Below are 26,158 nucleotides of genomic sequence, written 5' to 3' on the forward strand. Positions count from 1 at the left end.
CCGATGTACCCGGGCACCCACGCCGCCGCCGCACCTGAGCGGCCGGCTGTCATCATCGCCGAGACCGATGAGGTACTCACCTACGGCGAGCTCGATGATCGATCGGCTCGCCTCGCCGCCGCGCTGCACGAGCTCGGCCTGCGCCGTGGCGACGTCATCGCGATGCTCACTGACAACGTCGCTGAGGCATTCGAAATCTATTGGGCAGCACTGCGTTCGGGACTCTACGTTACCGCCATCAATCGTCACCTGGCGGCTGCTGAGGTGGCCTACATCGTGCACGACAGCGGTGCTCGCGTCCTCTTCGCGTCAGCGGGCGTCGGCGACCTGGCAGTGCAGGTGGTCAGCGAGATTGCCGATGTGGATCACCGCTTCGCTTACGGGGCCGCACTCCAGGGTTACGCATCCTATGAGGACTTAGTGGCGAACGCGGGCCCACGGTTGGCCGATCAACCCCGTGGCTCCGACATGCTGTACTCATCGGGGACAACCGGGAGGCCCAAAGGCATCAAGCCGCACCTCCTGCCAATCCAGGTTGACGAGCCCGGTGACCCGCTTTCGGCGATGCTGGGCAAGGTATTCGGGCTGAGCGATAACGACGTCTACCTGTCTCCCGCGCCGATCTACCATGCGGCTCCGCTGAAGTACTGCGCCGCTGTCCAGGCGCTCGGCGGCACGGTGGTGCTGATGAAGAAATTCGACGCCGAGAATGCACTCGCTGCGATCGAACGCTACCGCGTCACGGTCACCCAGATGGTCCCCACGATGTTCGTGCGATTGCTCCAGCTCCCGGAAGCGACACGCCTCAAGTACGACACCTCGTCGCTGCGGCTCGCCGTACACGCCGGCGCACCGTGCCCACCGGAGGTCAAGGACGCCATGCTGGCGTGGTGGGGACCGATTCTGGTGGAGTACTACAGCGCCACCGAGGCGCACGGAACCACGATCATGACCGCGGCCGAATGGCCCACCAAGCGCGGGTCGGTCGGCCGGGCCGTGTTGGGCGTCGTTCACATCTGTGACGACGACGGCCGTGAGTTGCCCGCCGGAGAGGTGGGCACTGTCTACTTCGAGCGTGACGTGGTGCCGTTCGTCTACCACAACGATCCCGAGAAGACGGCGAGCTCGCGCCACCCGGAGCACGAAAACTGGTCCACTGTTGGTGATCTCGGATATCTCGATGAGGATGGGTACCTGTTTCTGACCGACCGCAAGTCGTTCATGATCATCTCCGGTGGGGTGAACATCTATCCCCAGGAAATCGAGAACGTGCTCACATTGCATCCGAAGATCTTCGATGTGGCGGTGATCGGCGTGCCGGACGCCGAAATGGGTGAACAGGTCAAGGCCGTGGTCCAGCTACGCGATGGCATCGTCGGTGACGACGATCTCGCCGCCGAGCTGATCGCCTATGTGCGAGATCGCCTTGCGCACTTCAAAGCACCGAAGTCGGTCGACTTCGTCGACGAGTTGCCGCGCTCGGCCACCGGCAAACTCGTCAAAAGAACACTGCGAGAACGTTATTTGGAGGCAAGCGCATGACCACTGAGGCAGCCCGCGAGGTCGACCGACCACCCTATGACCCGGTGAGCATTTCGTCGCTGGACTTCTGGGCGCAAAGCTTCGACGAGCGGGAGAAGGCGTTCAAGATCCTGCGCGACGAACGCCCAGTCAGCTGGCACCGCCCGATCGAGGGTTCGATGATGGAACCCGAGATCGACGGTGTCTGGGTCGTCACCCGGCACGAGGACGTGTGCTACGTCAGCAAGAATCCCGAAATCTTCTGTTCGGGACAGGGAATCACGTTCGAGGCAGTGCCAGAGGAGATGCTCGACGCGACGCAATCGTTCCTCGGCATGGACGGCGCGGCGCATTCGAGCCTGCGCAGGCTCGTCAGCTCGGTCTTCACCCCGCGGCAGGTCGCCAAAATCAAAGACCAGATCGAGCACCAAGCGAAATCCATTGTCGACGACCTGCTCAAGACCAAAGACGGCGACTTCGTCGAGCAGGTGTCCAAGCGGCTGCCGATGTGGACCATCTACGAGATGCTCGGCCTGCCCGAGGAGCAGCGCGACGAAGCGGCACGTCTCGCCGAGGGCATGGTGTCGTGGGCCGACCCCGACGTGGCGGCCGGTCGCGAACCGGGCGAGGTGCTAACCGACTCACTGGTCGGCCTGCTCGACCTCGGGATCGGCCTGGCTCAGGCCCGCCGGGAGAAGCCGGAGAACGACCTGATGACCTCGTTAGTACAGGCGGAGGTCGACGGTCGGCAGCTCACCGATGATGAGCTGGGCCCCTACTTCGTCCTGCTGTCGGTGGCCGGCAATGACACCACAAAGACCACGACGACGTTCTCCACTATCGCACTGGACCGTTTCCCGGAGCAGAAAGCGTTGCTGCAGAAGGATTTCAGCGGACACATCAAGCCCGCCATGGAGGAGTTCGTCCGCTGGACCACGCCGGTGATGACGTTCCGGCGCACGGCGACGCAGGATACCGAGCTGCGCGGTCAGCACATCCGTAAGGGGGACTGGGTGACGATGGTGTACTCGTCGGCCAATCGCGACGAGCGGGTGTTCGACCGGCCCAACGAATTCGATATCACCCGCGCTCCGAACCCGCATGTCTCGTTCGGCGGCGGCGGGCCGCACTTCTGCATGGGCGCCTTCTTGGGCAAGATGCAGCTGGAGTCGATCTTCCGCGAATTGATCTTCCGCGCACCGAATCTGCGGGTCGGCGAGCCGGAATACCTGACGGGCAACTTCATCACTGCCGTCAAGCACCTGCCCTACACCCTCGACTAGGAGGAACCATGGCCGACTTCTCAGGCAAGCGCTATGTGGTGACCGGTGCCGCCTCCGGTATCGGACACGCCGTAGCCGAACAACTGCTCGCCGCCGGCGCAGAGGTGGTCAGCCTCGACCGCAACGCTCCGACCGCGGCGGTGACGCGGCACGTCGAGGTCGATCTGGCCAACCCACGCAGCATCGACGCGGCGCTCGAACAGCTCGACGGGCCCTACGACGGGTTGATTCAAGTAGCGGGAATCCCCGGCACCGCGCCCGCCGAACTGGTGCTGGCCGTCAACAGCCTCGCCGTCCGGCACCTGACCGAGGCGTTCCTGGATCGGCTCGTCCCGGGCGGCTCGGTGACGATCGTGTCCTCCACGGCGGGTTTCGGGTGGGCCGAACGGCTGGACGACATCAGAGATCTGTTGGCCACCGACACCTTCGAAGAGGGCGCGGCATGGTTCAAAGACCATCCGCAGCAAGGCAATGCGTACAACTTCTCCAAAGAGGTCACCTCCGTCTACGCCATGTCGATGGGACTGGCGCTGCACGAGATGGGGTTGCGGATCAACGCCGTGCTGCCCGGGCCCGTGGAAACTCCGATCTTGGCAGACTTTGAAGAAACCATGGGCAAGGACACCCTGGATGGACTCCGCGAACTGCTCGGCCGGCATGCAGTGCCCGACGATATCGCCTCGGCGATCCTGTTTTTGGCCTCTGACGACGCCCGGTGGGTCAACGGCCAGGCACTGGCCATCGACGGCGGAGTCACCGGTGCTGTCATCACGGGCGTCGTTCCCGCCCCGGAGATCTAGGTCGTGACCAGCGTGCGCACACCCGCTGTTTCGGCGGACTCATCGACCGTTCTCGCCGACCTAAGGGACGTCTTCGCCAGCGGACGGACCCGCTCGCTCGACTGGCGTCGGCACCAGCTCGAGGGAATCGAGCGGTTGTGTGCGGAGCGCGAGGCCGACATCGCCGAGGCGCTGGCGGCCGATCTTGGTCGCACCCCGTTCGAGGCATGGCTCGGCGACGTGGCGTCCACCAAGGCTGAGGCCACCTTCGCGCGCAAGAATCTGCGCAAATGGATGCGCCGGCAACGGGTCTCGGTGCCGATGGCCCAACTTCCCGGCCGGGCCTGGGTGCAGTACGAGCCGCTGGGCGCCGTGCTGGTGATCGGGCCGTGGAACTATCCGTTCTATCTCGCGCTGGCGCCGGTGGTCGCCGCGGTGGCGGCCGGCAACTGCGTCGTGATCAAACCCTCTGAGTTGGCGCCCAAGACGTCCTCGCTCATCGCCGATCTGGTACCGCGCTACCTCGACGGCGACGCGGTGCGCGTTGTCGAAGGCGACGCCGCGACGACTCAGCAACTGCTGGCGTCCGGTTTCGACCACGCCTTCTTCACCGGCGGCACCGAAGTCGGCCGAAAGATCATGGCCGCGGCAGCGCCGACGCTGACACCGGTGACGCTCGAACTCGGCGGAAAGAGCCCGGCGATCGTGACCGCCGACGCCGACATCGAAGTGGCGGCGCGCCGATTGGCCTACACCAAACTGATCAATTCTGGTCAGACATGTATCGCTCCGGACTACGTGCTCGTCGAATCGGCTGTCTCCGAAAGACTCGTTGAGCGGATCTGCCGCTATGTGGAACGCTTCCAGAGCGCGCCCAGCCTTCCGATCGTCAATGAACGGCAGTTCGACCGGCTCGTCGCGCTGATCTCACAAACAAACGGCAACATCGTCCTTGGCGGGAACTCTGACCGGGCGCAGTTGCGTATCGAACCGACCGTCATCGTCAACCCAACACCTGAGGAGCCGGTGATGTCCGAAGAGATCTTCGGGCCGATCCTGCCGATTGTTGCGGTGGACTCCGCGAACGCCGCGTGCCGATACGTCAACGGGAGGCCGAAACCGCTTGCCCTGTACGTCTTTTCCAAGAAGACGGACTCGGCGCGCCAGATCATCGACCAAGTCCCTTCGGGTGGGGTTGTCGTGAACCACGCGATGATGCACTGCCTGGTGCCCCAACTGCCCTTCGGCGGCGTCGGGGCCAGCGGCATGGGGGACTATCACGGCAGGTGGGGGTTCGAGACGATGTCGCATCGTCGCGCGGTGCTGGCCAAAACCAGCCGACCGGACCCGTCGCTGATCTATCCGCCTTACTCGCGGACCGCGCTGAATCTGATGAGGAGAATGTTCTGATGGCTGTCCGGGTCGATACCACGCGTTGTTCGGGAATCGGCATGTGCGAGATGGTTGCTCCCCACACATTCGAGGTCGGAGACGACGGTCAGGCTCATGTCGTCCAACCCGACCCACAGGGTGACGATCTCGTAGCGACCGAGCAGGCAATCGCCGAGTGCCCTACCGGTGCGCTGTCGATCGACTGACCGAGACCGAGCCAGATTTCACCCGTTGGCGCGCCCGCCGACGCGCTCGACATAGGAGTACCCCGTTGACATTCGTGATCACCCAAAACTGTTGCAACGACGCCAGTTGCGTCCCGGTCTGCCCGGTGGATTGCATCCGCCCGGTACCGACCATGGCGGACCCGAACCGCACGATGCTCTACATCGATCCCGCCACCTGTGTGGACTGCGGAGCCTGTTTGGTCGAATGCCCGGTTGGGGCAATCTATTACGAGGACGATCTGCCGGCGAACCAGAAGGCGTTCCTCGACATCAACGCCGCCTACTTCGCCGAGCACCCGCTCGCCGTCCGTTCGGCCGACACCAAGTCCCTCCCCTTGGACGTGGAGCCGGATTCGCTGCGAGTGGCCATCGTGGGGTCTGGGCCGGCCGCCTGCTATGCCGCCGCCGAGCTGGCACGCATCGACGGAGTTCGGATCTCGCTATTCGACCGGCTGCCAACCCCGTTCGGTCTGATCCGCGCCGGTGTGTCCCCCGACCACCCGCGCACCAAGGACGTCATATCCGTGTTCGAACCTGCCCTGGCAAGCCCCGCAGTGCGCTGCTACTTCAACGTCACCGTCGGACGGGATCTGACCCACGATGAACTGAGGGCACGCTACCACGCCGTGATCTACGCTGTCGGAGCTTCCACAAGCAAGGACCTCCAGATCCCGGGAGCGCACCTCGACGGCAGCCGAGCGGCCTCAGACTTCGTGGCGTGGTACAACGGCCACCCCGATCACGCCGACGATGACTTCGACCTGGACACACCGCGAGTCGTGATCATCGGCAACGGCAACGTCGCGCTCGACGTCGCGCGGGTGCTTCTCGCCGACCGAAAGGAACTCGGCGCTACCGATATTGCCGAACACGCGCTACGCGCTCTCGCCGACAGCAGTGTGGAGGAAGTGGTGATCCTAGGACGTCGCCACGCTGGCGACGCCGCATTCTCCGCCGGCGAATTCCTCGCGCTCAGCGAGCTGCCCGGCGTCGACGTCGTGGTCGAAGGGCCGCTGGGAGACCGGCCCACCGGCGACTTCGAAGCGGCGCTGAAGTACGACGCCATTGTCGAACAATCACGGCGCGAGCGGCGGACGGGCACCAAGCGGTTGGTGTTTCGCTTCGGTGCGATGCCGACCGACATTGTCGGATCGCCCCGCGTCGCCGGCGTACGCGTGGCGCCTACGGACAGCGGCGGCGGCGCGGACGAATTGACCGCGACCTCACTGGTGTTGAGATCCATCGGCTATCACGGCACGGCTATCGCCGGCCTGCCGTTCGACGCCGAACGGGGCACCGTACCCAACGACGGCGGCCGGGTCCTCGACAACGGACGACCGATCCCCGGGGTCTACGTGGCGGGCTGGATCAAGCGCGGACCGCGCGGCGTGATCGGCACCAATCGCGCTTGTTCCGAGCAGACTGTTGCCGCGGTGCTGCAGGACTTCCGCGAGGGTACCCTTTGCGCGCCAACCAGTTCCGCGCAGGACATCGACGAGCTATTGCGGCAGCGCGGCGTAGACGTCATCGACTGGAAGGGCTGGCAGCGCATCGACGAAGCCGAACGTCGTGCTGGGGCAGCGCAATCGCGGCCGCGCGCAAAACTCGTCAGGGTCGATGCTCTGCTGGCAGCGGCCCGGCAGTGAGCGAGCCGCAGGTCGACCCGCACCTCGCCGCTCGCCTGCATTCCATCGCGCGCCCCAATATGGTGGTCGCCTTCGGCGATGGAGTCGGAGCACTCACCGGCGGCGACAACGGGACCTCGGTCGGCGCGACGCTCAGCGTCTTCGCCCGCGAACGCGGCGATGTCACCCTTCTTCTCGGGTGGACGCCCGCACCGCTGAACGGCATCGATCCCAGGGCATTCCGGCGGGTCGTGGCGTTGATGCCGGGCTGGGGTGTGCGGGCAGTGGCGAACGATAGCAACGCCATAATGCTGCCTACCTCTTTGGCCGCCGTACCCAGTGTGCTTTCTGGTCCACTCCGGCCCGACTTGCTCATCACTCGGATGGTGCGACGCGGCGGCACCCTGCAATTCGGCACCGAAGTGTCCTGGCAGCAGATGCTGCTCGAGGACGGGGTGCCTGTATGGGCGGTCGTCGATGAGGTTTCGCCCGCGGCGAGCGCCGAGGCGCCTGTCGCGCAGCAGCGGGTCACGGTCATCGCCACCACCGCCCGTGGACCCTGGGAACTCGCGCCTCGAGAGCCCGAGCCCATCCACGAGGCTCTCGCCGATCAGGTGCTGAGATTCGTACCAGCGGGCGTGCGGCTTCAGTACGGCCCGGGACAATTGGGAACCGCGCTCCTGCGCCGCACCAAGGTGGCCCTACAGATCGACACCGGTCTGCTGACAGACGCGGTCGTCGATCTCGACCGACGAGGTCTGCTCGCTGGAACACCCTCTGCCACTTATCTATTAGGTAGCGGTCTGCTCAACGGGTGGGCCGACGGAAAGCCGATTCTGCGAGGCCTGGACTACAGCCACGACAAGACCCGGCTCTCGCGTGGTATGCCCTTCGTCGCGGTCAACACGGCCATCGAAATCGACTGCTACGGCCAGATCAACGTCGAGGGTGTGAACGACAGAGTCGTCGGCGGCATCGGGGGGCACCCCGACTACTGCAACGCCGCCAGGCTCAGCCGGGGTGGGTTGTCGATCATCGCGGTGCCATCTCGTTTCGGAGAACGGTCCACCTTTGTGGAGCGGCTCAGCAGGCCGGCGTCGACGCCGGCTTACGATGTCGAGGTCATCGTCACCGAGCAGGGCGCGGTCGATTTACGCTCCGCTGACTGGGATCAGCGTCGACGGCTGATCACGCGGCACTTCGAAGCCGCCGCCTGAAGCTGACGACGGCCACGACTACGGCGACCAGACCGGTCAGGACTTGGCGATGTCGCGGCCGATGATCTCTTTCATGATCTCGGTGGTACCGCCGTAGATCGTCTTTACCCGAGTGTCGAGATAGGCTCTGGCGACAGGGTATTCGGTCATATAGCCGTATCCGCCGTGCAGTTGAAGGCAGCGGTCGACGACCCGCTTCTGGAGTTCGCTGATGTACCACTTGCCCTTGGCCGCATCCACCGGCGTCAGTTCGCCCGCGTTGTAGGCAATCACGGATTGGTCGACGAACGTCTGGGCGACATCGATCTCTGTCAGCATCTCTGCGAGTTCGAACCGAATGTGCTGTTTATCGGTCAACGGTGCGCCGAAAGCCTGTCGCTGACGGCAGTATTCGGCGGTGACGTCGAATATCGCTCGCGTGGTGGCCATCGCTTCGGCGGTTACCCCGAGCCGTTCTCGCGGCAGATGGCTCATCAGGTGACGCAGTCCCTCGCCTTCTACGCCGAGCAGGTTCTCCCGCGGGACGCGCGCATCGTTGAAAAATAGCTCGGCGGTATCTTGGGCAGGCAGGCCGATCTTGTCGAGTTTGCGGCCGCGTTCAAAACCCGGGGTGTCACGCTCGACGACGAACAGGCTGAGCTTGTCGCCAGTGCGTGCCGCCACCACGACGAGGTCGGCCATGATGCCGCTGGAGATGAACGTCTTCTGGCCGTTGAGCACCCAGCTGTCGCCGTCTTGGTGCGCGGTGGTGCGGATGCCGCGCAGGTCGCTGCCTGCACCCGGTTCGGTCATGGCCAAAGCGCCGACCAACTCGCCTGCTGCGAAACCCGGCAACCACCGGTGCTTTTGCTCGTCGTTGGTCAGATCGGCGAGGTAGTGCAGGACGAGGTCGTCTTGGAGGCTGAGCGTCACGCCGAACGACAGGGTGTTGGCGCGGGCGACCTCTTCACACACCACCATTCGGTAGCGGTAATCGGGTTCGCCGGCACCGCCGAACTCTTCGGCGATCTCCAGCGCATAGAGACCGGCCTTGGCCGCCGCCGCGAATACCGAGCGGTCGATCCAACGGTTCCGTTCCCACTCCTCGTGGTGTGGAACGACCTCTCGCTCGAGGAACTCGCGGACGGTTTCGCGGTACGCTTCGTGGTCTTCGGTATAAAGGTGGCGTCGCACGTCAGAGCCGCTCGATGATGGTGACGTTGGCCTGTCCGCCGCCCTCACACATCGTCTGAAGGCCATAGCGACCGCCGGTGCGTTCGAGCTCGTGCAGCATCGACGTCATCAACCGCGCGCCAGTGCAGCCGATGGGATGGCCGAGTGCGATGGCGCCGCCATTGGGGTTGACCTTCGCAGGGTCGGCGCCGAGTTCAGCCTGCCACGCCAGCACCACGGGCGCGAACGCCTCGTTGATTTCGACGACGTCGATGTCGTCGATCGACATTCCCGTTCGCTTGAGTGCGTGTTGGGTAGCCGGAATCGGCGCGGTGAGCATCATCACCGGGTCGGCGCCGCGAACGGACATGTGGTGCACGCGCGCTCGTGGCTTCAACCCGAAGCGCTCAACCGCATCAGCGGAGGCGACTAACAGGATCGAAGCGGCATCAGAGATCTGACTGGCCGCCGCCGCGGTGAGCACACCGCCCTCGACCAGGGTCGGCAGCTTGGCCATTTTCTCCAGTGTGGTGTCCGGCCGCGGGCCTTCGTCTGTGGTGACGCCGACGTAGGGCAGGATCTCGGTGTCGAAATATCCCGCGCGGATCGCCGCCGCTGCGCGCTGATGGCTCGACAGCGCGAAGCGTTCGTTGTCCTCGCGTGACAGCTTCCACTGCGAGGCGATCATCTCCGCGCCGCGGAATTGCGAGATCTCCTGATCCCCATACCGATCGCGCCAACCCACGCAGTCCGTCCACGGGTCGTTGGAGCCGAACGGCTCTCCTGCGGCAAACGCGCAGAGGATGGGGTACTGGCTCATCTTCTGCACACCACCGGCCAGCACAAGGTCGACCGTTCCGCTCATGACGCCCTGCGCTGCGAAATGTACTGCCTGCTGGGCTGATCCGCACTGCCGGTCGATCGTCACCCCGGGCACCGACTCGGGCAGCCCTGCGGCGAGCGCGGCGGTGCGCGCGATGTCGCCCGCTTGGGATCCGATGTTGTCCAGGCAGCCGAGGATCACGTCGTCGATGGTCTCGGGGTCGATGTCGTTTCGAGCCACCACGCTCCGGATGACATGTGCGGCCATGTCGGCCGGATGTACACCGGCCAGGCCGCCGCCGCGCTTACCGACGGGAGTGCGAGCAGCGTCGATGATGTATGCCTCAGCCACGAGATTAATTTAACATAGAATCAAAACTGTAAGAAATGCCGGCTGCTGGCCAGGTGACTCGAAGTAAAGCGGCTTATGCGCTGTTGGAGGGTGAGCGTTTGCGGCTGCGCTCGACCGGTGCCACCTTCTTATCGGCAGTCAGGCCGGTGCGAACCAGGGTCTGCGCGGTTGACACCACGGCGTCCACGGATCCCCGGGAGGGATTCCACCACTCCGCTGCCCAGTTGAGTGCGCCGATCACCAGTAGGCGGGCCATCCGAGGGTCGACGTCGTCGCGAAGCTCGCCGTCGGCGACGGCCTCGGTGAAGAGGCGCTGCCAGATCCGGCCGTAGGTCGACTCCTCCTTTTTCTGTCGAGTGCTCAGGTGCTCCGGAATCTGTCCGGAGTTGCGGATCGAAGCAGTGGTGTAGTCGGACAACTCGAGTTCGTGGCGCAGATGAGCTTCGACGGCGGCCATGATCTTCTCCATCGCCGGCGTCCCGTCGGGCAGATCGTCGAGGGTCTTTTGCAGATGCTGGCGCATCTCGCTAATGCCGGAGAACATCACTTCTTCAATGAGATCCTCGCGGGAGGGGAAATAGTAGTAGATCGCGGGTGCCTGCAGCTGCGCGAACTCCGCCACGTCGGTCAGACGGGTTCCGGCGAATCCTCTGACGCTCAACACGTGTGCGGCGGCATCGAGGATGCGCGCGCGAGTTCGCTGCGATTTGGAGTCGGCGGCTTCCGCTCGCACACCTGTGGACGCAGCCCGCTTAACCATCATTCAATAATAGGGGGCGACGGGCGGTAAGTCGCCGAGCACGGTGTTCACCCACAGCTGGCCGAACAGAACGGGACTCAGCGTCGCCTTGTCTCGACAGACGCGACTACGGGCTTGACACCGGAATGGGCGCCCCGGCAGAGCGTGTGTGGGACTCCGGGCCGCTCGCCATGGTCAGCGAGGTAACGACGAAGCGCTCGATCATCGCTCGCTCCTCCTGCCGAGGAATGTTTTGGCGCAGGATGATGGACGCGTACACCGTGTGCAACCAATCGGCGAGATCGCGGTTCGACAGGTCGTCTCGGAGTAGATCGTTGCTGCGGCCGAAGTCCAGCCACGGCCGCCAGAACAGGAGCGCGCGTTCGATCAGCTCTGGGGCCCAGAGAGTCTCGTGCGCCGACACCGGGCTGCCCTCTCCCCAGAGAGCCGTGAGTTCAGGATCGTTGCGCAGCGTCTCGATCACGGTCACCGACAGTTCGACGAACGCCTCGGTGAACGAGCCACCGGACACCGGCGCCGCAGCGGCATCCGCGATTTCGACGATGCGCTCCACGGCGGCCCCCAGCACGAGCTCGCGACGGTCGAAAAACACTTTGTAGACGGTTTGCCGGGTACAGCCGACCGCGTCGGCGACATCGGACATCGTCACGCCGCGCATCCCCTTGGCGCGGAACAACATCCGGGCCGACTCCACGATGCGCAGTCGCAACTCCGAGCGAGACGATCGCGTCACGCAGGCAGCCTACCTCTGCAGACCACCTCGGCGTTGACAAAGTTCGCAATACGTTGTCAAATTCACTCGAACGGTTACAAAATAGCTCGTTTGTAAACTATAGGAGTGTGGCTATGTCGTTGACCATGAAGCCGGACCGTGCACTTGCGGACCACCCCGAGAAGGCGCGGCCGGCACCGCTGGGACGTCAGGGACCGGCGACATTTCTGGCTTTGATTGGCGTGGTGTGGTTCGCCATCTGCGTCGAGGTGATCGTGCGGTGGGTGACCTCGGGGGAGAAGTTCGAGCCGGCTCCCCGGATCGGCCCGGACGTGATGGAACCATGGCGGATGGTCTCGCTGCGAGTGTTCGAGGTGATCAGTCTCGCGGTGATGGTGGCCTTCGTGTGGTACTGCGTGGTCGTTCCGCTGCGAAAGACGGGGCGCCTGAGTCTTGACGGCAAGTTCGTCCTCGGCGGCATCGTCTGCTTCGTGGCGGATGCATTCCTCAACGTGCAGCAATACCTGTTCGCGTGGAACAGCGCCAACGTCAACCGGGGTGTGTGGGTGAAATTCCTGCCATTCCACAACCCGGATGCGCCGAGTCGGTACGCAGAGTCGTTGATCTGGGGCCCGCCGATGTACATCTACTTCTGCGCGGGCGTGGCGATCGTCGCTTGCTACGAGGCCAACCGGCTCCGGTTGCGCTTCCCCCAATTGGACAGCAAATTCACGGTTTTCGTGTGCGTCTTCATCTTCGAGTTTCTTTTCGACTTCATCGTCGAGAACGTGGTCATCCGCACCACGCATGCCTACGCGTTCGCCAAGACCTACGAACCACTCACGCTGTGGGCGGGCAAAGTGCACCAATTCCCGATCTACGAGTCGATCCTGGTTGCGTTCGTTGGTTGCGTGTTCACGTGGGCTCGAATGGAGGCCGAGGAGCGCCCCGTCGGTCAGTCGCCCATAGAGATCGGCGTGGAGCGGTGGCGGCCGTCCCTGCAGCCCTGGGTTCGCGACTTCGCAGTGTTGGGGTTCTGCATGGTGACGCTCTGCTTCGTCTACCATCTGCCGTTCAACTGGCTGGGCCTCATCGGCACCTCGCACGCCGCGCTGCCCAGCTACTTACTCCCCGGCTGACGGGGCCGGCGGCCGGCCCCGTACGGCGGGCGGTCCGTCGAGGTTGACCGCGCCCGGACCGTCCGTCGACGAGGTTGCCGATTATGGGCCTGGGCGGTCAACGTGGCCGTGATCGTGCGGGGCGAACGGTGCACCACGGCCGCGGACGTGACGCCCGCCGCACGGCACGCCCGCAGTCTGCGGTGTTCGCTAGGATCGGCCGCCATGGCGGAGCGTTCCCGACGAAACACTGCCGAGGTACGCGCACTTCTCATCTCTGCGGCTGAGCGCGTGTTCAGCGACAAGGGATTCGCCGCGGCCACCGCCGACGACATCGCCGCCGAAGCCGGCGTGGCACGGTCCGCGATCTGGCGGCACTTCGACGACAAGTCCGATCTATTCGGTGCAGCGGTACTGCAACCTTTCGTCGAGTTTCTCGAGAACTACCGGCTGGCTTACGACACCAACAACCCCGCATGGGGTGACTACGAGATCACGCGGACGATCGTCGAACTCTTTTACGACAGCTGTCTGGTGCATCGTCACGCCATCGCTCGAATCGCTGTGGCGGGCGACGACCTCGACGACGTGACCATGGTCAGGCTGGAAGAGCAGTTCGACCGATTCTTCGACGAGATCATGCGAACGACTGCGATTCAGGCCGAACGTCGCGGCTGGGTGCCACAGTCGGGCCTCGAGCATACGATGCGCGTCCTCTTCGGAAGCATCGCCGCAATCGTGATCTTCGATCGTCCGATCATCTTCAGCAAGAAAGTTCCGTTTGACCGCGATGAGATCGTGGACCACGTCACCCGCCTATTCCTGTACGGAGCGCGGTTGTCGCCGTCTTAGCGGTCGACATCAAGGGACTGCCAGTCCCTTGACAAGGGACTGGCAGTCCCTTAGCGTTCGCGATCATGCGCTCTCCGCGAATCGCTGCGGCCTTTCCGAACCACCGCACCGCGCCGCTTGCCGGCATCCGAGACTTCGTGAGTGCACTCGAGGCTTCCGGCGTCGTTGATCAGTTCTGGGTGTGGGATGAGTTGACTGGTTGGGCGCCACAGGGTTTCGGCGTTCCGGAGGGTCAGCCCGAGCCAGATGCGCACTCCACCCACGACCCCTTCATCGAGTGCGCGTTCGCCCTGGCGGCGAGCTCCACCATCGGGGTTCGGATGACCACAGACGCCGTGCGCACACGACCTGCAGAACTCACACGCACATTGCTGTCACTGGCATCGGCGAGCGAGGGTGTCGTCACCTGCGCCGTCGGCTTGGGGGAGGCGCGGCATCTCGCCCCCTTCGGTCACCCTGTCGGTCAGGCGGTAGGGCGGTTGGAGGACGTATTGCGCCTTACCCGCAAATTCCTCGACGCCGACGGCCCGTTCACCTACCAGGGCAGGCGGTGGACGATCGACAATGGCTACATCGGAACCTACCGGCCCTCCCGCCCGGAGATCTGGGGCTTGGGCGGCGGCCCCAAGTTCACCGAGTTGTGCGCCAAATACGCGGACGGTATCGAGGCGTCGTTCCCGAACGCCGTGCCCAATCTCGACGTCTTTGCGAGCAGGGTGAATTCCATCCGGGAGATCGTCGAACGCAACGGCCGCGACCCGGACGCCTTCGGCTTCGGCGTCTGGTTGCCCTGCGGATTGCACGACGATCCGGGTGTCATCGACGCGGCGCAGAACAGCCCCCAGATCAAGTGGTACTCGGCCAGTTACGGCCGCATGAACCAGGCCGAGTGGGAACAGGAGGGGTTGCAGAGCGTCTTCCCCCCGTCGTGGCACTACTCGCGGGACTACATGCCGTTCGCTATGACTGCGCGCGAGGCCGAGGACATCGTTGCGCGCGTGCCGCAGTCGATGTGCGAACGCTCCGCGACCTGGGGCACGGCCGAGCAGGTCGCCAAAGTGGGTCGGGACTGGATCGCGGCCGGCGCGACGTTTGTGGGGCTGCTCGACATCATGCCGCTGCACACCGGGGCGGCCGAGTTTCCCGCGTCGACGGCCCGGGTGCTCGACGTCGCACGTCGTCTGAAGGCGCAGTAACCAAACCAGCAAAATCAATACAGGAGAGTGCAATGCCGCACGCCATCATGTTGGCCTTCACCCAACCCACCTCGCCGGAATCCGAGGAGGCTTTCAACGATTGGTATTCGAACAAGCACATTCGCGATCTGGTGACCATCCCCGGCGTGATCGCTGCCACGCGGTACGAGATCGCTCATGACGTCGAAACCCTGCCCGGCGTCGGAGGACCTGAACAGAAGTATCTGGCGATCTACGAGATCGAGGGTGAAACGGACGCAGATCTCGAGTCCTTCGCCGAGACGCTGCGCAACGCTCTGACCGACGGAACCGCCGACATCTCGGTGCATCTGGACATGACGCGCCTCGGCGCATCGCTGTGTCTGCCCCTCACTGAGCGGCTGGAGCGGGCCGCCACGACGGAGACCTCTCCCGCATGACAACCGCTTTGCCTCCCCTCGATCGTGACGCCCTGATGGCGGCGGCGACCGCCGTCACGGGCTGTGACGACTGGGGAAGCGACACCAACTTCATCGACAGCCTCGATGTCCTGATCACCGACATGCGCGAAAGCGCCCGACTCACCGAGGCCGGCGTAGCCGCCCAGGTACAAGACCTGTTGCGGCTCTTGATCAACCGACTCGGCTTCAGCCGTGACGTGGCGCAACATCCGGAGATCCTCGACGAAGTGATCGAGCCGCCCATCGTGATTCTCGGGATGCCTCGCACGGGAACGTCGAAGTTGCAGCGCACCATCGCCGCCGACCCGGGCATGCAACGTCTCGAAGTGTGGCGGCTGCTCAACCCTTCGCCGGTGATGGGTGACCAAGCAACCCGAATCGCCATCGGCGAGCAGTTCGAACAAGCCCTGCGCCAAGTGCCCGAGTTCATGGCCAGGCATCCGATGGAGGCCCGTGAGCCCGATGAGGACCTCTGGCTCATGGAGCTCACGTTCGACGCCCCGGTCGCATCCCATCGACTGCATCTGCCCAAGCACCGCGAGTGGATCGCCGACCGTCAGCGGTTCGCGTACTCGTACATGCGCACGATGTTGCAGTACCTGCAATGGCAGGACGGCGGGTCGCGGGGACGGCCGTGGGTGCTCAAGTCGCCCATGCACATCGGGCAGGTCGCGTTGCTGCACGAATTGTTCCCCGGTGCGCTGTTCATCCAGTGCCACCGCGACATTCACACCGTGCTCGGCTCGTACTGTTCACTGATCGAGGTTGCCCGCGCGATGAACTCCGACCACGTCGACCTCACCGCGCTCGGGCCGGACTTCGCCGCATTCTGGGGGCGGTATACGGCGCAGAACCTCGCCGCCCGTGCCGCCATCCCCGACCTGAACCTGTACGACGTCGGCTTCGAGTCGATCCGCGACGACATTCACGGCGTCATCGACGAGATCTACTCGCGCGCCGGCCGCACCGTCACGCCGGCTGCTCGCGCCGCCTTCGAACAGTACGACGCACGCCGACCGCCCGGGCACTTCGGAACCCATGACTACGACCCGAGTCGATGGGGCGTGACCCGGGAACTCGTCGCTGAGCACTTCGGCGACTACGAGAAGGCGTTTCCCGAACTCGGCCGCACCACCGCGACAGGAGCATGACGATGACGATTGAACAGACCGACACCATCGACGACCCGAGGATCGCAGAAGGCGAACTGTGGCAGGCCTTTTCGGAGGCAGTTGCCGACCTGAGCGCCTTCGTCTATCAGAACGACAAGGTCGACACGCCGCTCCTGCGGGCCGAAGGAATCCGGTATCTCACCCGGTTGATGCAGTCCGCGATCATGATGACCGTCGAGGGGTGGGATTTCGATTACCCGTGGCTGATCAAGTTCATCAGTCCCTATATGCAGTATGGCATTCCGGCGACCGACTGCTGCTATCACACCGCAGCGGTACACGGTGACGGCGTGTACCGCATCCGCGGCTCGCGCGGCGGCGCCCGACTGTTCGACGTGGAGACCCGCAGCGGACACACTGCTCACCTCGCCCAGTGGACCGTCGTCGATCGCAAGAGCGAATTCGACGTAGCCGACGACGGCACCATCGAGATCGTGCTCTCCGCAACCGAACAGCCGGGCAACTGGCTGAAGATCGCCGAGGGGCCCGGTTCGATCATCGTGCGGCAGTATTACTACGACTGGGACACCGAAGAACCCGCAGATCTCGTCATCGAGAGGGACGGGGTGTCTTATCCACCACCGCCGCTTCGTTCCGTCGAGTCGGCCGATCGTCTGCAACTGCTCATCGACTGGATCCGCAATGTCCCGGCTGCGTGCAAGCACTCCGTAGACGAGTATTTCACCGCGCCGTCGGACACCCTGAAGTTCGTCGGCATCGAGTTTGCGTGGGCAGATTTGGTGTACGGCAAGGGAGTCTATCGTTGCCAGCCTGACGAGGCGGTCATCATCGAGGTGACGCCGCCAAATGCGCCTTACTGGCAGTATCAGCTGACGTCCCATTTCTGGGAAGCACTCGATTGGAACCTGCGCCAGACTTCGCTTAACGGACACCAGGCGGTGCTCGATGACGACGGGGTGTTCCGGGCGGTAATCGCGCACCAGGATCCCGGCTACGCCAACTGGCTCGACGCCGGCGGCCACACTGTCGGTCTGATCACCGCGCGGTATTACAAGGCCGAATCAGTGCCGTTGCCGACCATCCGCACAGTCCCTTTGGCATCGCTGGCCGATGAGTTACCCGCGGCAACCAAAACGGTGTCTCCTGCTGAGCGTCAGCAGTCGATCCAGCGCCGAGCCAGATCGGTGTGGCGGCGTCGGGTCTGACGCCGCCTGGGGAAGCGGCACAACGCTTCTGGTGGTGATGACATTCTGGCTAACCCGTCCGGCCGTCCGACGCTAGGCGTCGTCGTAGGCGTGGATGAGGCGGGCAAGTGCTGTGCGGAACCTTCCGCGTGCGTTGTCTTTGGCGAAGTGCGCCTGGACATGGGTTAGCGCAGGAAGCTCTCCCTGCGCGGTGTCGAGCGGTCGTGTCTGATAGATGTCGTGTAGACGCTGCGATGTTCCGGGAAGTGCTGCTCCCAAGGTGAATTGAGCTAGGGTGACCACGGCTTCGACGGCCGTGTCGGGCGCGAAACCCGACGCAAGCAGTCGCCTCACCAAATGGTCAGCGTGGGTGCGGAATTGCGGCCCGGCGACCGCCTGCTGCGCGACGATCGTTGTCACCGCCGGGTAGGTCACCAGCAATTCGTACATGGCGGTGTAGAAATGCTTCAATGCCGTCTGCCATTCCTCATCGGCCGGGGGTATGGGCAGGTCGGCCAAGGCGCGGTCTGCGAGTAGTTCGAGCACCTCCTCTTTGTCCGACACGTGCCGGTACAGCGCACGAGGGGTGCAGCCGAGGCGGTCTGCCAGCACTCGCATCGAGATGGCTTCGAGCCCGTCGGCGTCGGCGACGGCCCGGGCTTCGGCGACGATGGCGTCCAAGCTCAGGAAGTTGCGGTAGCCGCGTTCGGCGGATTCGTTCAAGCGGAGTCTCCAAAGGCGGCCCGCACGAAGTCGGTCCACATCGCCACCTGGCTGTCACCGTGACCGACGCGGCCGTCGCACTCCCATCGGGCGAGACCAATACTCATATGCACGTTGGACCAGGTGTGCCACGGGGCCGCAGCCCTGATTTCACCGTGCAACCGGTGTTCGGCTCCGGTCTCGTCGATGACCACGACGCGGTGTGCCGCCTGCCGGCGTCCGGTGGTGTCCCACTCGGTCTCGATGCGGGCCGACGTGACGGTGAGCAAGCGACCGTCCCTCCACACCCAGCCGCGATTCATCTTCTGCGACAGTCCCGCGTCCTCGTCGAATCGGTTGCGCCACTGCGCGGTCGACGGGTCCTCGAGGCCGGTGACGTGCACGGCGTAGTCGTCGCCGAACATCGCCACCAACCAGTGAATCCCAGAAAGCCCGGTTGGGTCCTCGGTGCGGGCCTCGCCCCAGGACCGATCCCGGATCGAGTAGCCGTCGACGCGAAGTTCCTCACCACGCAATGTCACTGTGCCCGACGTCCGCATCATCTGGTCGAAGTGTCGGTTGGAAGGCAGCATGGCCGGCGGCATCACCGCCGTCGCCGTCACGTCGAAAGCGTTGCCGCGGTGAGGATCCGCGTAGCTCATCCGGATCCGTTCGAGCGGCTCAAGCACCTGGTAACGGTAACCGTTGGGCAGAGTCACGTCGAGAAGGTCACCGCCGTCGTCAGTGATCGATCGGTCGGGGACGAAGTCGCGCATGTCGAAGAGTTCGGCCTCGAGCTGCGTCTGTTTGATGCCCTTCCACACCCACGCCCCGCCGCTCATCAGTCGCAGATTCGGGTGCAGCCAGACGTAGTTGAGGCAGTGAATGTCGGCCTCGGGGACGCTGAACCCGCAGAACACCGTCTCGACCAGCGCGGGGTCGGATATCCGGTCACGCTCGAGACGGTGCATGCCCTCGTCGCCGGGGTGCGTGCTGCCGAAGGAGTCGGCCACTTGGGCGTTCATGAAATAGGACGTATTCTCGCTCATTGCGCCTCCCTGAGAATGGTGACGACGCCGGTCCCGCCGTCGACACGGATGTGATCGCCGGTGCGCAGCAGTTGCGTCCCGTTGCCGGTGCCGATCACACATGGCATGCCCATCTCTCGGGCGACGATCGCGCCGTGCGAGGAGGTCGACCCGATGTCGATGACGGCCCCGGCGGCGAGATGAAACGCCGACGCCCACGACGGATCGGTGGTGCGGCAAACCAGGATCTCGCCGGGTTCCAGGTCGTCGAGGTCGTCGGCGCTCGCCAGAACTCGCGCCGGTCCCTCGGCGATGCCGTGTGCGGCCGCCACCCCGGTCACCGACCCCACTCGATTGTCGTCGGTGCGTTCGACCTGCACGGGCACCGGCGGGCCGACCCACGCGTCCGGCACGTCGATCTGCTCGTAGGCGGACCGCAGCAGACGCCTGCGAGCCACCAGTTCGCGCGCGTCCACCGGTGGTGTCCCGCGAATCTCGTCGATGGTGAGGTAGAAGACGTCCTCAGGGGTGTCCAGGACGCCTGCGGCCACCAGTTCGCGTCCCCGTACGCCGCATGCCGCGCGGGCCCCGTCAAAGGCCTGTGCGAGCGCTGCCTTTCCCTCTTCGCGGAGCGGAATGAAGGTGGCGGCCAACTTGAGAATCAGGCGGCAGGCGGGACGCTTCCACCTCGGCATCGCGTCGAGCAGCTCGCGCTCGGCCTTTCTTCGAGCCCCCGTTCGTGCCGCGGCCGCCGCACCCAAGTCCTGGCGCTCGGGCGCCGCCTTGTATTTGTCCACCACCCGTTGCACCAAGTCTGGGCGTTCGCGCCACGATGGATTGGACACCTCGATTTCGCCCGCGCACCGGAAGCCGTACTCGGCGAGGAACTGCGGCAACGTGGAGCGGCCTTGCGCGACGTCGTTGAGCGCCGCTACGAATTGGGTTTCGACCATCTGGCCGTAGCCGGTGGACAGTTCGAGGTGTAAGCCCGGACGTCCGACCGAATCAGCCAGCTTGCGGAGTGCGTCGAAAATGCCTTGCGCGACGAATGTTCCGGTGACGTGGACCCGCATCGCGTACTCGAGCTTCTGCAACGCCTCGGCGAATTGGGTATCGACGGGGCGGGCCATCCCGGCGGCCGAAATCGCATAGCGCCACCACGCATCGACGTCCGCTGACATCTTCCGAATGCGTGACGGCAGGGCGATGATGGCCAGCGGAGCCTTCACGGCCACCACGGGGTAGCGTCGCTTCGACGCCGTGTCCGCCATGCCGCTGCGCGACGATCCGAAGATCTGCTCTTCGAACGCGGCGCCGGACTGGCCCGGAATCAGGTCGCTGATCCGGCGGAAGTAGTTGATGCTGGCCGTGTACCGGCCGTAAAAGACCGTGGACGACGACTCGGCCGGTGTCCTCGCGGCCCTGACCTCGCTCTTGCGGAGCACGCCGAGATCGTGAAACGTGCCGTTGACCGCGAGGTCGCTGACCGGCAGCCACAGCGTGGCCCCGAGGGGGCTCATCACACCTTGGAAGTTTTCTCGAGTGTTTATCGTCGACCACGCGTCGTCCGGACCCGAGATCCGGTGCATCGGGTTGGGCGCATGAATGTCCACGCTCATCGAGCGCTCTCCGCGCGTGTGCCGCGCCATGCGGCAAGTAACCCGGCGTTCTGACCGGGTGTGCTGCCGTAGGTGGTGATCTCGTCGACGCCGGCGTGCTTGTATTCGCGCAGCTTTTCCGCGCACCGGGAGGCGCTGCCGAAGGCGCACGACTGTTCCATCCACTCATCGGGGACCAAGGCGGCCGCTTCCATCAGCTGTACTCGGTGAAAGGCCGTGTCCGCCATCGCATCTCCGCTGGCACGAAGGGCTTCCTCCAGCGAGGCGCGGAGTCGTTCGACGGGTGTGAAGCTCCAGCCGTTGACCTTGGCCAGAGCCGCGCCGTACTCGGGCGCCTGCAGGTAGGTCACTGCGCGGGCATGTGCCAGCGCGCGTGCCTCCTGCTCGCCGAGATCGGGTGCGGTGACTATGCATTGGACGATGTGCAGGGAAGCCGGGTCACGATCGATCACCTCGCAAGCCCGGCGCAGTCGTGCCACCGACGCCGCAGTCGCCTCGGGAGTCATCATGGGCGGAAGGATCACGCCGTCGAATGCCTCGGCCACCGCCGTCGCGGCTCTCGGAAGTCCGAAGGTGCCGTACAGCACCTTGGGTGCGGGTCCTTGATAGACATCGCCCAGTTTGATGTTGCGATAGGTGCCTGCGGGGCCGTCGTAGGTGACGACCTGTCCGGCCCAGAGTTGGCGCAGGATCTTGACGTAATCGACGACGCCGTCGAAGCCCGCCGTCTTCAGACCCTCGTGACGGAGGTATGCGTGATCGCCGCGGCCGAGGCCCAGCAGGAACCGTGGTCCCACCGCCGCGTGCAGCGTCGCACCAAGAGCAGCCATGTGCAGCACATGGCGCCGTGCAGGTGATACCAGACCAGTGCCCAACCCGATCCGGGACGTACGGGCCCCCACGGCGCCGAACACCACGCCGGCTTCCTTGAGATTCCACCGCTCGGACAAGTAGACGTTGGCGAAGCCGAGACGCTCTGCCTCCACGCCGTCGTCGATGCCTTGGGCGACGGTTCGTGCACCCGTATCGTCGGTTGAATTGTCGGGCACGTGGGACACCACGCGCCCGGCGATAAGGTACGCGCTGAGATCGTCTACCGGGCTTGGTCTTTCGTAGTTCATGAGCTATGTATACGACGTGTACTTCGTTGGGTCAAGAGTTGCGAGCGAATCAATTTCCGAAAAGTGTTGTGTTGCTTATTAATTGAACAGCCAGTGAGCCGCCTCGGCGACTGCCGAGCGGCCGTTGCGGCGATTGAATGGCTTGTTGCCGTTAGCCGTTCACTACTGTCGGATGATCCTCGAGAACCGTCACCGTGCCTAGATTGCCGTCCACCCGGATAAGCTGCCCCTCGGCGATACGCCTGGTCCCCTCTTCGGTCCCGCAGACACACGGAATGCCGAGTTCGCGCGCGACGATGGGCCCGTGGCTGAGCAGTCCACCGTGGTCGGTGACGACGGCGCCGGCCACGAGGAATAAGGGCACCCATGCGGGGTCGGTTGTCTCGCACACCAGGATGTCTCCGTCGTCGAGCTCGATCTCGTCGGGATCCTGCACGATGCGGGCGCGGCCCTCGACTACACCGCCGCTCGCGGCCACCCCGGAAATGGTGTCACCCATCGCCAGGAGCGTCCCGGACCCGGCAGTGACGGATACGAGTTCTGGGAGTCCCGTCCACGACTTCGGTAGCCGCAGCGCTTGCCGCCGACGATACTGTGCAGCGCGTTCGCTGACGAGTTCCTTTGAATTACCGGGAATTCCGCGCATCAGATCGTCGTAGCCGACGTGGAAGACGTCCTCCGGGTCGGCGAAGAGTCCTCGGTCGGCGTAGAGCCGGCCGAGCCTGCGCGAAGCCGCGCGAGCGACATCGAACGCGATGAGGTATCCGGCCTTGCCTTGCTCCCGTAAGGCAAGGTAGCGCGCGGCCACCTTGATAAGGGTGCGCACCGCCGCGCGCTTGGCGGTGGGCATCTCAGCCGTCAGCGTGAGGAGGGCCCGGTCTCGGAGCTCCGCCTGCGCGGCACTGCGTGCACGCGGGGCACGGGGACTGTCGGCGGTGACGGCGCGATAGTCGGCCATCCGGGCCAGGATCGGAGCGGGGTCCTCTCGCCAGGTGACCCCGGAGAGCTGCCCCTCGTTGGGGCCGTGATACCCGTGCCGATCCATGAACTCGCGCTCGGTGATTCGCTCGTGCGCCAACGCCCACAGGTCGTGGGCGACCTCATTCTCGTCAGAGCCGACACCGGACAGCAGTGCGGCTTCGAGACCGGCGTGGCCGGCATCCCTGGCGACCGCGGCTACCTTCTCGGCCATCGACGAACTGACCATCGCAACGCCCATGTGAATGCTCATGACGTCTTCGAAACGCTGTCTGGCATCGACTAGCGCGGCCCGGCAGGCGTGCTCGTCGAGCGTGTCGATGTTCGCGAGTTCGCTTTGCCGCCAGGCCCGTAACTCGGCGAACATCGCGTCGTGAGCCTTCGGCGTTCGCCACAACCAGCGCGGGGCCTTCGCGAAGATGAACGGATACCGCGTCACCGTATTGGCATCGACGGTCTCGGGTCGGACGTAACCGAACAACTGTTGCTCCACGGCGCTGGCGGTGGTGCCCGGCATCCGGTTCGCGATCTCGCGAAACTTGTCGATGTTGCCGGCGCCCCATCCGTCGAAGACCGACCAGAAGCAGTCCTCGACATCGCGTGGAACCCGAAGTTCGGCCGACGAGTAAATGCCCAGGTCGTAAAACATCCGTCGGAAGGCCATCTCCATCGGCGCGAAGACGAAGCTGAGTCCAAGCGTGGTGAAGACACCGGGAAAGGCTTCGGCAACATTGCCCGTGGTCCAGGTGAGATGTCCGCGAGTGGACGGCGTATCCAACGCGTCGAGCATCGCCTCCACGGTGGTCATCGAGTTTTCCGCCGCTCGAGTCGCCGTTGGATCAAGGTGAGTACCTCGGTCGCGGGATCGTGGTCGTCGAGCTCGTTGCGCAACCAGCCCTCCAGCTGGCGCATGTCGGCGTCGTCGGTCCCGACCGCGGGACGAACGGGGAGAGCACCGGCGTGCACGGTGCCGTTGTCGGCGTCCACCGTCACGACCGTCCCAGCGAGTGCGGTCACCGAGTCGATTCCACAGCCGACCACACAGGGAATAGCCATCTCGCGACAGACAACCGCGGCGTGCGATGTCGAGCCGCCCAACTCGGTCAGGACGGCGACCGCCGCCGACATGGCAGCGACGTCATCGGGATCGGTGGTGGGGCGAGCGAGAATCACCGACGTGCCGTCGTCCGCCATCTCTTCGGCCTTGTCCGCGTCCGTCACGACGACACCCGTCGCGATGCCAGGGGACGCGGGCTTTCCCGACGCGACCGGGGGAGCGGCCGCGACGGCCGCCGGATCCAATACGGGACGCCGAAGGGCCCGAACGTGATCCACGGTCACTCGATCGAGAGCCTCGGCGCTGGTGATCAAGCCCTCGCGCTCCAGCCCGACGGCGCACCGCAGCGCGGCCTGAGGTGTTCGTTTGGCAGCTCTGGACTGCAAAAGCCACAAGGTGCCCGATTGCACCGTGAACTCGATGTCTTGCATGTCGCGTCCGTGGCGCTCAAGGACGTTGGCCGCGGCGAGCAGCTCGCGATGCACGGAGGGCATGGCCGCCGACAGATCGTCGAGGTGCTGGGCGTCTGCCCGCCCGGACACGACGTCCTCGCCCTGCCCGCGTGTGAGCCACTCACCATACGGTTCGGGGTTGCCGCTCAACGGATCTCGAGTGAACAGCACGCCCGTCCCGGAACGATCGTCGAGGTTGCCGAAGACCATGGCCTGCACGGTGACCGCAGTTCCGCCGTCGTCGGCAATGCCGCGGGCCTGACGGTAGGCCATAGCGCGTTTTGAATTCCACGAGTCGAGAACCGCGCGGATGGCCAACTCGAGCTGTTCCCAAGGTGATTCGGGCGGTGCGACACCGACGACCTTGTTGAATTGCTCGTCGAACCTGCGCCGCGTATCGGCGGCGTATCCGGCGTCGCCGGTTTCGTCGGCGAGTGCGCGTTCGATGGCGGCGGTCATCCCGAGGTTCAGGATCGTGTCCATCATTCCCGGCATGGACGTCGCCGCCCCGGATCGAACCGAGACCAGCAGGGGTCGATCGTCGGCGGCGAAGTTGCGTCCGGTGCGGCGCTCCAGATCCCTCATGGCGGTCGTCACTTCGTCGAGCACGCCGGTCGGTAGGACGCGGCCACTAGCGTGGTATTCGCGACAGACCGCGGTCGTCACCACGAAGGCTGGGGGGACGGGGATGCCCAGCGACACCATGTGCTGAATGCTCCAGGCCTTGCCACCTACTTGATCTCGTGTCAACAGGCCACCTTTGACCAGTGGCTGAACACGGGCGGTCGCGGTCTCGGTGGGCGGACTCATTCGGCCCTCCCCGCGGCCGCCTCCTCGACGCGGGACAGTCCCGCCAGTCCTATGAGGTCCTCGTGGAGTTCGAACCAGACCGTGTGATAGCTGTCTGCCAACGGCTTGGCGAACCACGAGTGGTCGCCGGCCTCGATACGGGCCAACGCGGCGCTGAATCGGGACGGGTAATGCCCAAGGCGTGGCACCGCCGCGACCATGCGGCTGAGCAGGGGTTGGAACCGTTCGTCGAGGTGGCCCAGATCCTCGATGACGGCGTTGTCATAGGCCGCATCGGTGTGATCGTTGGGGGTGTCGTCGGACCTGAGTTGCCAGCGCGTCATCAACGTCTTGAGCGCGATGTTGTGCTCACCGAACTCCTCGTAGAGCGCGACCACCGCTTGTCGGTCGACGTCCCGCCGCTCTGCCGCGAGATACTCTTCGAGTTGTTCGCGGCCGGCGGCCGTCAGCTTGAGCCGCCCGCGCACTTCCTCGGCCAGACCGTTCGCGGTCAGGCTCGCAGCGATCTCATCGACGGTGTTCTCATCGAGGCCGGTGGTGCCCGCCAAGTCGGCCGCCGGCAGGCGGCCCTTCAAGCGAAGCGCTTGCAGTACGCGAAGGCGATCCTCGCCCATCGAGTTTTCTCC

24 protein-coding genes are annotated in these 26,158 nt (G+C 64.7%); 13 read left to right on the forward strand and 11 right to left on the reverse strand.

Annotated features, from left to right (window positions below; all coding sequences use genetic code 11):
• The first annotated feature begins 3 nt into the window (after positions 1-3).
• From A5695_RS09045 to A5695_RS09075, 7 genes are all read left to right on the forward strand, one after another.
• Positions 4-1,542 carry an acyl-CoA synthetase gene (locus tag A5695_RS09045; RefSeq protein WP_068080149.1) on the forward strand — a complete coding sequence of 513 codons (1,539 nt, stop codon included), beginning with the start codon at positions 4-6 and terminating at the stop codon, positions 1,540-1,542.
• The gene (locus A5695_RS09050) at positions 1,539-2,804 is read left to right on the forward strand and encodes a cytochrome P450 (protein ID WP_068080151.1); all 1,266 of its coding nucleotides are present in this window, start codon (positions 1,539-1,541) and stop codon (positions 2,802-2,804) included. The genes A5695_RS09045 and A5695_RS09050 overlap by 4 nt, the downstream gene beginning before the upstream one ends.
• Positions 2,805-2,812: 8 nt before the next feature.
• The gene (locus A5695_RS09055) at positions 2,813-3,604 is read left to right on the forward strand and encodes a coniferyl-alcohol dehydrogenase (RefSeq protein WP_068080153.1); all 792 of its coding nucleotides are present in this window, start codon (positions 2,813-2,815) and stop codon (positions 3,602-3,604) included.
• 12 nt (positions 3,605-3,616) lie between these two features.
• A complete protein-coding gene (locus A5695_RS09060; protein WP_369830169.1) occupies positions 3,617-4,993 on the forward strand; it encodes an aldehyde dehydrogenase family protein in 1,377 nt (458 codons plus the stop codon).
• On the forward strand, positions 4,993-5,181 hold the full coding sequence (locus A5695_RS09065) for a ferredoxin (protein WP_068080157.1): 189 nt from the start codon (positions 4,993-4,995) through the stop codon (positions 5,179-5,181). The genes A5695_RS09060 and A5695_RS09065 overlap by 1 nt, the downstream gene beginning before the upstream one ends.
• Positions 5,182-5,246: 65 nt before the next feature.
• Positions 5,247-6,848, forward strand: a complete 1,602-nt coding sequence (locus tag A5695_RS09070) for an FAD-dependent oxidoreductase (RefSeq protein WP_068080159.1) — start codon at positions 5,247-5,249, stop codon at positions 6,846-6,848.
• A gap of 59 nt (positions 6,849-6,907) precedes the next feature.
• Entirely contained in the window at positions 6,908-8,044 is a 1,137-nt protein-coding gene (locus tag A5695_RS09075; protein WP_082945950.1) for an acetyl-CoA hydrolase/transferase C-terminal domain-containing protein, read from the forward strand.
• A 36-nt stretch (positions 8,045-8,080) separates the two neighbouring features.
• Here A5695_RS09075 and A5695_RS09080 read toward each other — a convergent pair whose 3' ends face one another.
• The 4 genes from A5695_RS09080 to A5695_RS09095 all read right to left on the reverse strand — a co-directional run bounded on the left by A5695_RS09080 (position 8,081) and on the right by A5695_RS09095 (position 11,863).
• The gene (locus A5695_RS09080) at positions 8,081-9,217 is read right to left on the reverse strand and encodes an acyl-CoA dehydrogenase family protein (RefSeq protein WP_068080163.1); all 1,137 of its coding nucleotides are present in this window, start codon (positions 9,215-9,217) and stop codon (positions 8,081-8,083) included.
• A 1-nt stretch (position 9,218) separates the two neighbouring features.
• On the reverse strand, positions 9,219-10,370 hold the full coding sequence (locus A5695_RS09085; RefSeq protein ID WP_068080165.1) for an acetyl-CoA C-acetyltransferase: 1,152 nt from the start codon (positions 10,368-10,370) through the stop codon (positions 9,219-9,221).
• 73 nt (positions 10,371-10,443) lie between these two features.
• Positions 10,444-11,130 carry a TetR/AcrR family transcriptional regulator gene (locus A5695_RS09090; RefSeq protein WP_082945941.1) on the reverse strand — a complete coding sequence of 229 codons (687 nt, stop codon included), beginning with the start codon at positions 11,128-11,130 and terminating at the stop codon, positions 10,444-10,446.
• 106 nt (positions 11,131-11,236) lie between these two features.
• Positions 11,237-11,863, reverse strand: coding sequence for a TetR/AcrR family transcriptional regulator (locus A5695_RS09095; RefSeq protein WP_082945942.1), 627 nt, complete (start codon positions 11,861-11,863; stop codon positions 11,237-11,239).
• A 113-nt stretch (positions 11,864-11,976) separates the two neighbouring features.
• Between A5695_RS09095 and A5695_RS09100 the strand changes: the two genes are divergently transcribed.
• The 6 genes from A5695_RS09100 (at position 11,977) to A5695_RS09125 (ending at position 17,786) form a co-directional block, all read left to right on the forward strand.
• Positions 11,977-12,981, forward strand: coding sequence for a spirocyclase AveC family protein (locus A5695_RS09100; protein WP_068080166.1), 1,005 nt, complete (start codon positions 11,977-11,979; stop codon positions 12,979-12,981).
• 204 nt (positions 12,982-13,185) lie between these two features.
• On the forward strand, positions 13,186-13,812 hold the full coding sequence (locus A5695_RS09105) for a TetR/AcrR family transcriptional regulator (protein WP_156749539.1): 627 nt from the start codon (positions 13,186-13,188) through the stop codon (positions 13,810-13,812).
• Between the two features lie 65 nt (positions 13,813-13,877).
• Complete coding sequence (locus tag A5695_RS09110) at positions 13,878-15,008, forward strand: LLM class flavin-dependent oxidoreductase (protein WP_068080171.1); 1,131 nt, start codon at positions 13,878-13,880, stop codon at positions 15,006-15,008.
• A 32-nt stretch (positions 15,009-15,040) separates the two neighbouring features.
• Complete coding sequence (locus A5695_RS09115; RefSeq protein WP_068080173.1) at positions 15,041-15,427, forward strand: DUF4286 family protein; 387 nt, start codon at positions 15,041-15,043, stop codon at positions 15,425-15,427.
• Entirely contained in the window at positions 15,424-16,599 is a 1,176-nt protein-coding gene (locus A5695_RS09120) for a sulfotransferase (RefSeq protein WP_082945943.1), read from the forward strand. Before A5695_RS09115 ends, A5695_RS09120 begins: the two co-directional genes overlap by 4 nt.
• 2 nt (positions 16,600-16,601) lie before the next feature.
• On the forward strand, positions 16,602-17,786 hold the full coding sequence (locus A5695_RS09125) for a DUF1214 domain-containing protein (protein ID WP_068080177.1): 1,185 nt from the start codon (positions 16,602-16,604) through the stop codon (positions 17,784-17,786).
• A 72-nt stretch (positions 17,787-17,858) separates the two neighbouring features.
• On the opposite strand, the gene A5695_RS09130 is transcribed toward A5695_RS09125, so the two are convergent.
• From A5695_RS09130 to A5695_RS09160, 7 genes are all read right to left on the reverse strand, one after another.
• On the reverse strand, positions 17,859-18,488 hold the full coding sequence (locus A5695_RS09130; protein WP_068080179.1) for a TetR/AcrR family transcriptional regulator C-terminal domain-containing protein: 630 nt from the start codon (positions 18,486-18,488) through the stop codon (positions 17,859-17,861).
• Positions 18,485-19,516, reverse strand: a complete 1,032-nt coding sequence (locus A5695_RS09135) for a hypothetical protein (protein WP_068080181.1) — start codon at positions 19,514-19,516, stop codon at positions 18,485-18,487. The genes A5695_RS09130 and A5695_RS09135 overlap by 4 nt, the downstream gene beginning before the upstream one ends.
• Entirely contained in the window at positions 19,513-21,114 is a 1,602-nt protein-coding gene (locus A5695_RS09140; protein WP_068080218.1) for a PEP-utilizing enzyme, read from the reverse strand. Before A5695_RS09140 ends, A5695_RS09135 begins: the two co-directional genes overlap by 4 nt.
• Positions 21,111-22,163, reverse strand: coding sequence for a TIGR03857 family LLM class F420-dependent oxidoreductase (locus tag A5695_RS09145; protein ID WP_231974769.1), 1,053 nt, complete (start codon positions 22,161-22,163; stop codon positions 21,111-21,113). The genes A5695_RS09140 and A5695_RS09145 overlap by 4 nt, the downstream gene beginning before the upstream one ends.
• A 223-nt stretch (positions 22,164-22,386) precedes the next feature.
• Positions 22,387-24,021 (reverse strand): PEP-utilizing enzyme, encoded by a 1,635-nt coding sequence (locus A5695_RS09150; RefSeq protein WP_231974770.1) that lies wholly within the window; start codon positions 24,019-24,021, stop codon positions 22,387-22,389.
• Positions 24,018-25,532, reverse strand: a complete 1,515-nt coding sequence (locus A5695_RS09155; protein WP_068080185.1) for a pyruvate, phosphate dikinase — start codon at positions 25,530-25,532, stop codon at positions 24,018-24,020. Before A5695_RS09155 ends, A5695_RS09150 begins: the two co-directional genes overlap by 4 nt.
• Positions 25,529-26,146, reverse strand: coding sequence for a hypothetical protein (locus tag A5695_RS09160; RefSeq protein ID WP_068080186.1), 618 nt, complete (start codon positions 26,144-26,146; stop codon positions 25,529-25,531). Before A5695_RS09160 ends, A5695_RS09155 begins: the two co-directional genes overlap by 4 nt.
• Positions 26,147-26,158 lie beyond the last annotated feature (12 nt).

The organism is Mycobacterium sp. E1747, assembly GCF_001667775.1.
In the GTDB taxonomy this organism is placed as follows: domain Bacteria; phylum Actinomycetota; class Actinomycetes; order Mycobacteriales; family Mycobacteriaceae; genus Mycobacterium.